Origin of the sequence: Pseudoalteromonas sp., assembly GCF_041629635.1 — a bacterium.
Lineage (GTDB): Bacteria > Pseudomonadota > Gammaproteobacteria > Enterobacterales > Alteromonadaceae > Pseudoalteromonas.
The window spans coordinates 1-9,726 of the sequence record NZ_JBFKMX010000134.1 but is presented as its reverse complement, the minus strand read 5'-3'; the positions used below and the strand labels follow the sequence as shown (position 1 = coordinate 9,726).

13 protein-coding genes are annotated in these 9,726 nt (G+C 39.6%); 4 read left to right on the top strand and 9 right to left on the bottom strand.

Features of this window, described 5'->3' with window-relative positions; genetic code table 11:
* The 6 genes from ABYD77_RS15450 to ABYD77_RS15425 form a co-directional block, all read right to left on the bottom strand.
* A partial coding sequence (locus tag ABYD77_RS15450) for an ABC transporter permease (protein ID WP_372771016.1) occupies window positions 1-784 on the bottom strand: 784 nt, incomplete at its 3' end.
* Window positions 785-793: 9 nt separating this feature from the next.
* Entirely contained in the window at window positions 794-1,669 is an 876-nt protein-coding gene (locus ABYD77_RS15445) for an ABC transporter ATP-binding protein (protein WP_372771015.1), read from the bottom strand.
* 307 nt (window positions 1,670-1,976) lie between these two features.
* Window positions 1,977-3,542 (bottom strand): alkyl hydroperoxide reductase subunit F, encoded by a 1,566-nt coding sequence (gene ahpF / locus ABYD77_RS15440; RefSeq protein ID WP_372771017.1) that lies wholly within the window; start codon window positions 3,540-3,542, stop codon window positions 1,977-1,979.
* 88 nt (window positions 3,543-3,630) lie between these two features.
* A complete protein-coding gene (gene ahpC, locus ABYD77_RS15435; protein ID WP_372771014.1) occupies window positions 3,631-4,200 on the bottom strand; it encodes an alkyl hydroperoxide reductase subunit C in 570 nt (189 codons plus the stop codon).
* A 156-nt stretch (window positions 4,201-4,356) separates the two neighbouring features.
* Window positions 4,357-4,677, bottom strand: a complete 321-nt coding sequence (locus tag ABYD77_RS15430; RefSeq protein WP_372771013.1) for a hypothetical protein — start codon at window positions 4,675-4,677, stop codon at window positions 4,357-4,359.
* Between the two features lie 110 nt (window positions 4,678-4,787).
* Window positions 4,788-5,201, bottom strand: a complete 414-nt coding sequence (locus ABYD77_RS15425; protein WP_372771012.1) for a hypothetical protein — start codon at window positions 5,199-5,201, stop codon at window positions 4,788-4,790.
* Window positions 5,202-5,350: 149 nt separating this feature from the next.
* Here ABYD77_RS15425 and ABYD77_RS15420 point away from each other — a divergent pair, with 149 nt between their 5' ends.
* Both ABYD77_RS15420 and ABYD77_RS15415 read left to right on the top strand, forming a co-directional pair.
* Window positions 5,351-6,028: a nitroreductase family protein gene (locus ABYD77_RS15420; RefSeq protein WP_372771011.1), complete on the top strand. Its 678-nt coding sequence runs from the start codon at window positions 5,351-5,353 to the stop codon at window positions 6,026-6,028.
* Window positions 6,028-6,237, top strand: coding sequence for a DUF1653 domain-containing protein (locus ABYD77_RS15415; protein ID WP_372771010.1), 210 nt, complete (start codon window positions 6,028-6,030; stop codon window positions 6,235-6,237). The genes ABYD77_RS15420 and ABYD77_RS15415 overlap by 1 nt, the downstream gene beginning before the upstream one ends.
* 37 nt (window positions 6,238-6,274) lie before the next feature.
* Here ABYD77_RS15415 and ABYD77_RS15410 read toward each other — a convergent pair whose 3' ends face one another.
* The 3 genes from ABYD77_RS15410 to ABYD77_RS15400 form a co-directional block, all read right to left on the bottom strand.
* Window positions 6,275-6,478 (bottom strand): zinc ribbon domain-containing protein, encoded by a 204-nt coding sequence (locus tag ABYD77_RS15410; protein ID WP_372771009.1) that lies wholly within the window; start codon window positions 6,476-6,478, stop codon window positions 6,275-6,277.
* 15 nt (window positions 6,479-6,493) lie between these two features.
* Entirely contained in the window at window positions 6,494-7,432 is a 939-nt protein-coding gene (locus ABYD77_RS15405) for an SPFH domain-containing protein (RefSeq protein WP_372771008.1), read from the bottom strand.
* 150 nt (window positions 7,433-7,582) lie between these two features.
* Complete coding sequence (locus ABYD77_RS15400; protein ID WP_372771007.1) at window positions 7,583-8,437, bottom strand: MBL fold metallo-hydrolase; 855 nt, start codon at window positions 8,435-8,437, stop codon at window positions 7,583-7,585.
* 130 nt (window positions 8,438-8,567) lie between these two features.
* Between ABYD77_RS15400 and ABYD77_RS15395 the strand changes: the two genes are divergently transcribed.
* The gene (locus ABYD77_RS15395; protein ID WP_372771006.1) at window positions 8,568-8,939 is read left to right on the top strand and encodes a BlaI/MecI/CopY family transcriptional regulator; all 372 of its coding nucleotides are present in this window, start codon (window positions 8,568-8,570) and stop codon (window positions 8,937-8,939) included.
* Window positions 8,932-9,726, top strand: a 795-nt coding sequence (locus tag ABYD77_RS15390) for a M56 family metallopeptidase (RefSeq protein WP_372771005.1), incomplete at its 3' end; no start/stop codon positions are given. The genes ABYD77_RS15395 and ABYD77_RS15390, both read left to right, overlap by 8 nt.

Genomic DNA, 9,726 nt, shown 5'->3' with positions numbered 1-9,726 from the left:
CGCCAAACAACGCCAAAATAGCAATCGCTGCCACCAGCCAAATTGCACGGTTTTGCAGTAGTACACCGCTTAACTCAATTGCTGAGTTATTCTTCTCATGCATGGTCCAGTAGCGGGTTACTTCAGCAAAGGCACTGTAGCCAAATGGGTCAATCAATGCAGCTAACTCGCGATACGCAGGTTCACTGGCAAATTGCACTGCCACGTTATAACCAATAAAAAGTGCCACAGCACTTAAATACACACCCATCATTGAGCGGAAGCGAATCGCAATCGCGTAAAAGATACACGCAAGCACTAATAATGTAGGTACAGATAAATAGAAGAATGCAGTGAAATAATGGCTTAATACCGTTGGGCCTAAGCGCTCAACATCAACCCATCCTGCAGCCGCACCCAGTGTGGTACCCAGAAAAATACCCAGCGGCACAAACGCAAATACAGTTAATACCACAGTAAATGAGCCGAAAAAGCGCCCTAGCTGATAACTAACAGGGTTTATTGGCTTGGAATATAAAATCTCCGCCATTTTAGAACTTTCATTACGGGTTGCCGTGCTTGCAACAAAGTTCACCACCAAAAAGATGGCAAAAAAGCCCAATATTAGAAGTGTTTGTGCAATTGAGAATGGGCCGTTATAAACCACATTACCGCCTCCGCCAATTTGCACATTTTCAGATACAGTCGCAAAAAACGTCAGCAGAAAGAAAATACTGCTCGTAACAATAAACGAAGGTTGTCGAGTAAAGTAGCGCCACTCGAAGGCGAGCATTTTTAAAAACATATCGCCTCCTTACGCTGCATTTCGGTGTTGCAGTAGCGTTGAGAAATAAACATCTTCTAAGTTAGCCGGTGCTGCATCAAAACCTTCAGGTTGGTTTTCAGCCATTACATGCACAATGGTTTTACCAGCAAATAAGCGCTTTGAAATAAGTGGCATAGACGATTCAATTTCCTGTGCTTCATCAAGCGATACCGATTTTTTCCAAATCTGACCATTAAGCTGATCGGTAAGCGTTATTGGGTTTCCTTCGAGTAAAATTTGACCCGATGCTAACACTGCCATATTTGGGCAAAGCTCAGATACATCTTCTACGATATGTGTTGATAAAATGATGGCTTTTTCTTCACCTAGGCTTACTAATAAGTTGTGAAAACGGTTTCGCTCTTCAGGGTCAAGACCCGCAGTTGGCTCATCCACAATAATTAAATCAGGATCGCCTAACAGTGCTTGTGCAATACCAAAACGCTGGCGCATACCACCAGAAAAACCGCTTACCGCTTTTTTGCGATGCTGAAATAAATTAGTGTGTGCCAGTAAACCCTCAACAGCTTCCTTACGTTCACCATTATTTTCGATGCCTTTTAAAATCGCCATATGGTCAAGTAATTCATACGCGCTAATACGCGGATACACACCAAAATCTTGTGGTAGATAACCTAGGCGTTTACGTAAACTTTGCGGATCATTGAAGACATCAATACCATCAAAGGTAATTTGACCAGCATCTGCCGTTTGAAGTGTAGCGATGGTGCGCATGAGTGATGATTTGCCCGCGCCATTAGGCCCTAATAAACCAAACATGCCTTTTGGCACTTCAAGATTTACATTATTCAGTGCTTTTACACCGTTGTCATACGTTTTTGATAACCCTGTTATTGATAACATTTGCGTTCTCTTTTTTGTAATTGCCAATATTTCATCAGCCAGTCTAAGTAAAGTGAACGCAATATAACCATGTAAAAATGATTAAAGGTTAAATTCAGTGATTAACGGATTATTAACAAAAATGCTGTCATTCAAAGTAATTAGCGGCGGCACACTTAATAACGGTCGTATTGTGTAAAAGTGAAAAGCTGATGCAACTTACAGCTACAGTGCAGTCCATAAAGATAATACTAAACAAAAAAGCCGCCAATCTAAATGATCAGCGGCTTTGCACATAATAGTGGGCGTATTATGTATAAGGGATAAACTATGCTACTTGCTGCGTGCCATCAGCATGGCGAATTAAATAATCAAATGCGCCTAAACTTGCTGTTGCACCACTGCCCATAGCAATAATAATTTGTTTAAATGGTGTGGTTGTCGCATCACCTGCAGCGTATACACCGGGCATAGATGTAGCGCCTTTGTCATCAATAGCAATCTCGCCAAATGGAGTTAATTCGATACTGCCTTTTAAGAATTCAGTGTTTGGAATTAAACCAATTTGTACAAAAATACCTGCAAGCGAAAGATTATGTTCGTCGCCAGAGACACGATCCGTATATTTTAGGCCAGTGACTCGTGTACCTTCACCAATAACTTCGGTAGTTTGCGCATTTTTAATAATCTCAATATTACCTAAGCTGTTGGCTTTTTTGATCAGCACTTCATCCGCACGTAACGTATCAGCAAACTCCAATACGGTGACATGTTCAACAATATTAGCTAAATCGATAGCTGCCTCGATACCTGAGTTACCACCGCCAATCACTGCCACTTTTTTGCCCTTAAATAACGGGCCGTCACAGTGTGGGCAATAAGCAACACCTTTACCACGATATTCTTGTTCGCCCGGTACATTCATTTCACGCCAGCGTGCTCCTGTTGCCAAAATCACACTTTTACTCGACAGTGTTGCACCGCTTTCTAGTGCAACCTCTACGTTGCCAGACTTATTCAAGGTAACGGCTTTTTGTTGGGTAATAATATCAACATCATAGTCTTTAACATGCTCTTCAAGCTGCGCCACCAGCTTAGGCCCTTCAGTTTTTTGCACCGAAATAAAGTTTTCAATACCAACAGTATCTGCCACTTGGCCACCAAAGCGCTCAGCTACAATACCTGTTCTTAAGCCCTTACGCGCCGCGTAAATTGCCGCAGAAGCACCAGCTGGCCCGCCACCCACTACAAGTACATCAAATTCATCTTTTTGTGACAGTAGCTCGGCTGTTTTTTCTGCTGCACTATCATCAAGTTTATTGATAATGTCACTGAGTGTGAGTGCGCCTTGGCTAAATAACTCACCATTTAAATACACGCTTGGTACGGCCAAAATGTTGCGATCTGACACTTCACCTTGAAACAGTGCGCCATCGATCATTGTCACCGTTACATTCGAATTTAAAGCCGCTATAGTATTAAGCGCTTGTACGACTCCTGGGCATGTTTGGCAACTCAGCGAAATATATACTTCAAAATTCAGCGTACTTTGCAGCCCCTTAATTTGCTCCACTTCCAGCTCACTTGCTTTGCTAGCAACACCACCCGTATGCAACAGTGCCAAAATTAAACTTGTGAATTCGTGGCCCATTGGCACACCTGCAAAATTAATTTCGCTACCTCTTTTCGGTGAACGAATAGAAAGCATTGGCTTGCGCTTTAATGTATTGTCTTGTTTCAATACAAAATGCTCACTTAATGCAACAAGATCATTTGCAAGTGCATTTAGTTCCTGTGATTTCGTACTGTCATCTAAGGCAATAACCAGCTCTACAGGGTCGACAATACTACTAAAATGGCTCTGTAATTGTGTTTTGATATTGTTATCTAAAATACTGTTCATGATGATCATTCCTTAAATGACATTAATCGTTAAAACTTAGTTACTGCCTGCACACCGCAGGCAGTAAAAGTAAGACAAGTTAGATTTTGCCAACAAGGTCTAATGAAGGTGCTAATGTTTCAGCGCCTGGCTGCCATTTTGCAGGACACACTTCACCATCATGTGATGCTACATATTGCGCAGCTTGAATTTTACGAACAAGTTCAGCTGCATCACGGCCAATACCTAAATCGTGAGTTTCAATAACTTTAATCTCACCTTCAGGGTTAATTACAAACGAACCGCGAAGTGCAAGGCCTTCTTCTTCAATCATTACACCGAAATTACGCGTAATACGGCCAGTAGGGTCACCAATCATTGGGAACTGGATTTTCTTAATTGTATCTGACGTATCATGCCACGCTTTGTGCGTAAAGTGTGTGTCGGTAGATACTGAGTAAACTTCTACACCCATCTCTTGTAATTTGTTGTAATGATCCGCTAAGTCGCCAAGTTCTGTAGGGCAAACAAATGTAAAGTCAGCTGGGTAAAAGAATACAACCGCCCATTTACCTAAAACGTCTTTTTCAGAAACTTCAACAAACTCACCATTGTGGTATGCCATTGCGTTGAAAGGTTGGATCGTTGTATTGATTAACGATGTGCTCATAATATTTCTCTCTCTATAATGTAATTAGTCATCGAAAAAATTAATTAATGCTTTCCGATTGGCTTGATATATAGATTAAGAAAATTACTTAAAAAGATAAAACAGATTAATTTGATAACAGTAATCGATTTTAAAGAACAATTAAAAGTGATCCTTTTAAATTTTCAACTTAAGGTCAGCTTGCTCACGATTATCACACTTTATTTTTTGCTCACCATAAAAATAAATATTGTTTACCAAGGTATAAGAGCCCGATAGCAGACCAGACACAGGGAGAATAATTGGTGATAGAACGATGCCAGAGACGCTATAAAAGCTATTAGTTTCTTTCGCAACATCAACAACTTTTAGTATTTTTTTATCGCTAGAAAGCTCACAGCGCACTTTGGCAATACGGGTTGCTTCTTTATCTGTTACCGGAAAGACAACACAGGCAGAGAGTAAAAATATAAAAGGAACTAGAGTAAAAATACGCACAGCCAAGCTCCCTGTTTAATCGCATAATTTACTATAACTCAAGGTTTATCGATTAACTGTAAAATACTGTTTAGTCTTTAATTTTTATTGGCCGCAAAAGCTAAACACTGCTAATTGGAATTTTCTGACTCAGAATTACCATCAATATTATTTAAATAAGCTTCCGCCATATTAGCCTGATGATTAAGTTGGTTTTTACCTACATAAAACTGGCGAGCAGTATCATTATGTTTAATTAAATACGCTTCACCCAATGAAATACTATCATCCATCAGATTTGAAACCGCTTTATAAGCTGCAATTGCCTTCGCTGTTTCTTTAATGTTTTGATCGATAGAGGGTGATGTTCCAGTTTCAGGCTGAGTGCTTTCTTTTTTATAAAGAGCTTGCGCACTGGTAGATATGGTCACATTAGCACTTTGTGCAGTTAATGACTTCTCAGCCTGCTGAAAAGCAACATTATTCTTATGATTATTAGCTTGATAAGAAACATCGTTTTGACGGGTATACATTGATACTTGCATGATTCACTCACTTTCTTAATTTCGTTAATACGAGCTTAATGTGTTCAGTATTAACCCATACTTAACTTGCGTGTTTTTTATTCATTAGGTGAATCAAGCTTGATTACCCAAAGCACTCGGGATATAACAAAAATAAAAAGGGGCAAACTATGCAAGATCATCAATCTGTACCACTAACAGATTTTATCGAATACCCTCAGGATGAGATGTTACAAAAGGCGCAAATGTTTTTAGACACAAGTAAACGCCGTCATTCTATTCGTTCGTTTTCAGATAAACCCGTGCCAAAAAAAATAATCGAAACCTGCATCAAGGCTGCGGCAACAGCACCAAGTGGTGCAAATCACCAACCATGGCATTTTGTTGCAATTAATAGTTTGGATGTGAAAAAGAAAATCCGAGAAGCAGCCGAAGATTTAGAGCGCTCTTTCTACCAAGGTCGTGCAGGTGAAGAGTGGCTCGATGCACTAAAACCACTTGGCACTGACGACCAAAAGCCCTACTTAGAACACGCGCCTTGGTTAATTGCTATTTTTAGTCAAAAGAAAGGCGGTATCCATTCTGAAGACAAGAACACCAATTACTATGTGCATGAAAGTGTAGGTATTGCCACTGGCTTTTTAATTCAAGCACTACACCATAGTGGCCTAGTTACACTCACCCACACCCCTAAACCAATGAGTTTTTTAACCGATATTTGTGGTCGAGATAAAGATAATGAGCGACCTTATATGCTGATTATTGTTGGTTACCCCGCTGATGACGCAACGGTGCCTGAACACGCCTTAGTTAAAAAAGACATAACCCAAGTTTCGAGCTTTTTATAATGAAAATACAACCCGGTAAATACCAACATTTTAAAGGTAACTTTTACCAAGTAATTGATACCGTTACCCATAGTGAAACACAAGAGACATTGGTGCTCTATAAACCGCTTTATGGTGAACAAGCCCTTTGGGTAAGACCGATTGAGATGTTTTTAGAAGAAATAGAGCGCGACGGAAAAGTGTTTAAACGCTTTACCTTAGTGGAGTAAAGAGAAAATAAAAAACGCTGCAATTGCAGCGTTTTTGTTAGTTGGTAAATAAATCAAAAATATTACCTAACGTGCTTGTTTTACCGCGATAAAACTCAGTGTAAGTACAGTTCTTACATACTACCGCTGTAAACTTTCTGTTTTGCATATCAAAGATTTTTGACCAGCCACTGCCTGTAGTGGCAATTTCATCTGTGTCATAGCGTTCGCACTGACACTTAGGGCAAGACCAATTCGCCATACACCCTCCTATTTGTTATTTCTTTTTAGCGTCCATTGACCATAGAATACTTTGGTCAGCACCCATTACTGTCGTTGGCATTTGGCCATTCCACTGCTGTGCACGCACATAATCAACAAGTGTCGCATTTGCTTTAATCGCTTCCGCTTTCTTTTGAATAGCTTCTGCTTCTGCCAAACCTTTGAGCTTTATTGCCTCCGCCTGTGCTTCCGCTTCAACCCGAATTGAATATGCTTGACCATCCGCTTTTGCTTTTGCAGCATCACGTTGTGCCATCGCAGTATTTACTTCGCGTTGCGCTTCTAGCTTTTGACGCTCTAAACGGTGCATTTCGGCTGCTGCTAAGTTTTTCTCAGTCTGTTTTGTTTCAATTGATTGAATGTACTTTTGTGGTAATACTAAATTCTCTAATTGAGCTGAATCTAGTTTTACTGGGTATTCTTTCATTTCTTCAACTAACAGCTCTTCAATTTGAGCAATTACTTGCGAGCGGTTTTGAATTAACTCTTCTGCTTTATAACGAGCTAATGCGTCTTTTGCTGCAGAGCGTAATTTAGGGTCAAGAATACGGCTTTCAAACTGCGTTAAACCACCATAGCTTTTGAATAAATCAAACGCTTGCTCACGCATTACAGTCCAGTTAATAGATACTTCAGCAGTAACTGGCATTTGCTCATGAGTTGATGCATTTAGCTTTTCAACATTCTTGCGTGTACGAATTTCAAGTACTTCAACATCATCAACAAATGGTATTTTAGTGTGAAGACCTGGGTTTACTTGTTCTTTCGCTTCACCAAAACGTTTAATAATACCAACGTGACCTTCATCTACTGTGTACATCGCAGAATAAATCAAAGATACACCCACTAGACCAACGATCGCTCCAACAATTGGGCCCTTTTTCTTTGGTATCGCCATAGTTAGATCAGGTAAATCATTCTTTTCATTCAACATACTTGTTACTCCCATGTATTAAGTGACACAAACAGTAACAAATTATTTGCTATTTTGGAGAATTAAATGACAAAAGGCCCAACCCCAACACAAAAGGAGCTAGGCACATTTAAAAGGTTAAGGAGGTGATTTCGATGATGTTAGTTACTTTTAGAAGTATTTTTTTAAACTTAAATAAAATAGTTTTGTCACTCGCTCTTCTGGTAACCAATTTGAGTAAGTAAGCGATAAACTAGCAAGCGGTTTGAGTGCCAACACCTGATCTAAACTGTTATTGTCAGCCATAGCATTTGTCATAAGTTCTCTCGCTTGCTTTAAAAGGGCTAAGTAAGCCTCCAAACCAGCTTTATTGGTGACCGGTCCATGCCCCGGAATAATTTTAGAATTATCATCCACTTTTGAAAGCACATCAGTTACCGCATTGATAACACCGTCTAACGAGCCCCCGCTATCTACATCAACAAATGGTAGGCTTTTTAAGTTAAAGAAAATATCACCCAAATGCACTGCGTTTGCCTGTTCATAGAAAATAACGGCATCACCATCAGTATGAGCATTGTGATAATGCCATAGCTGTGCATGCTCGTTGTTGAAGTGCAGTGTCATATCTTTACTAAAGCTAATCACTGGAAGGTATTTAGAGCCTTCACCATGCTTTTCTTTCAATCGGTTATAAACATTGTGATGTGCAATAACATGACTGCCAGCGTTGGCAAAATTTTCATTCCCACCTGAGTGATCACCATGGTGATGAGTATTAATCACAAATTCAGGGGCTCCTGCTTTTAGCTTGCTGATTTGCCCTTTGATATCTTCACTTAATTTAGCAAACTGATCATCGACGATATAAATACCATCTTCGCCAGTACTAATGGCTATATTGCCGCCCTGCCCATACAGAACATGCAAATTATCAGATAGTTTCTCTAACTTAAAATCAACATCTGCCGTTCCAGTAGATAAAACTCCAATATAAAGCAGTATTGATGTGGTTAACTTTTTCATAGCGACCCTTGTTTTTGTTCTTTTACGAGTTCTAGCAACTTATGGTTTAAAAAAACAGCAAAATATTACTTGACGAAATTGATTACACCTGTAATTCTTTACCAAGTTTTAAATTACAGGTGTAATCAATATGGATATCAGTAATTCTGAATTTGAAGTACTTCAAGCATTATGGCGTGTTCACCCTGCCGATGCACAAACAGTAGTTGATGAACTTAACAAAGAGAAAAGCTGGCATGAAAAAACAGTTAAGACTCTTCTTGGTCGTATGGTGAAAAAAGGGGCGATCGAGTTTGAAAAAAATGGCCGAAGCTATATTTATTCACCCTTACTTGAAGTAGAAGCCTACCAAGTACAAGAAAGCCAAAGCTTAATTGAACGCTTATTTAATGGCCGCATTGCCCCACTTGTAACTGGATTCGCCAAAAATAAAAATCTCAGCAAACAAGACATTGATGAGTTGAAAAACCTTATCGACAACTGGGAACAAAAAAATGACTAACTGGTTATTAGAGCAATTATGGCCCACCAGTTTAGCCATCATTTGCGCATTACTTTGTAGCAAGCTGCTGCGAAATCATCTAAGCGCTCGGTTTCAATACGCACTTTGGTTGCTTGTACCTTTAGTATTGCTTTTAAACAACCTGCCAGTTTCAAGTGCCATGTCGTTTGATACCGAATTGCACCAATACGTTGTGTCAGTCACAACCCAGTCTAAATCAATGGATGTGTACGGTTTACTTAGCATGATTTGGTTAACAGGCTTTTGCTTAATGAGTTTTTTAGTGTTTTATGAACACCTCTCAATTAGTAAAAAGTTCAACGTTGGCAAGCAATTTAGCCATAAGGTGAATGATCGTTTACCTGTTTATTTCAGCGATGCTGTGAACAGCCCAGTGTTGTTTGGTCTGATACAGCAACGCTTGTTTATTCCACTTGATTTTCATAAGCGTTACGACAGCGAGCAAGCAAAACTTATTTTTCAACATGAATGGGTACACTTTGCGCGCAAAGACAATTGGAGTAACGCTCTCGCAATAACCTTATTACTTATTTTTTGGTTCAACCCTCTGTGTTGGATTGGTTATAGCCAATACAGAAAACAACAAGAAGTCGCATGTGACGCAGCAGTACTCGCCCATGCAAACAGAACACAGCGTATTGCCTATTGTCGCGCATTACTTGCTTGTGTTTCAGATACTAAAAACACGCTTTCTAGCTACAGTTATTACACGGAGAAAAGCACTATGAAACAACGTTTAAATACAATTCAAAAAATGCCTAAAGGG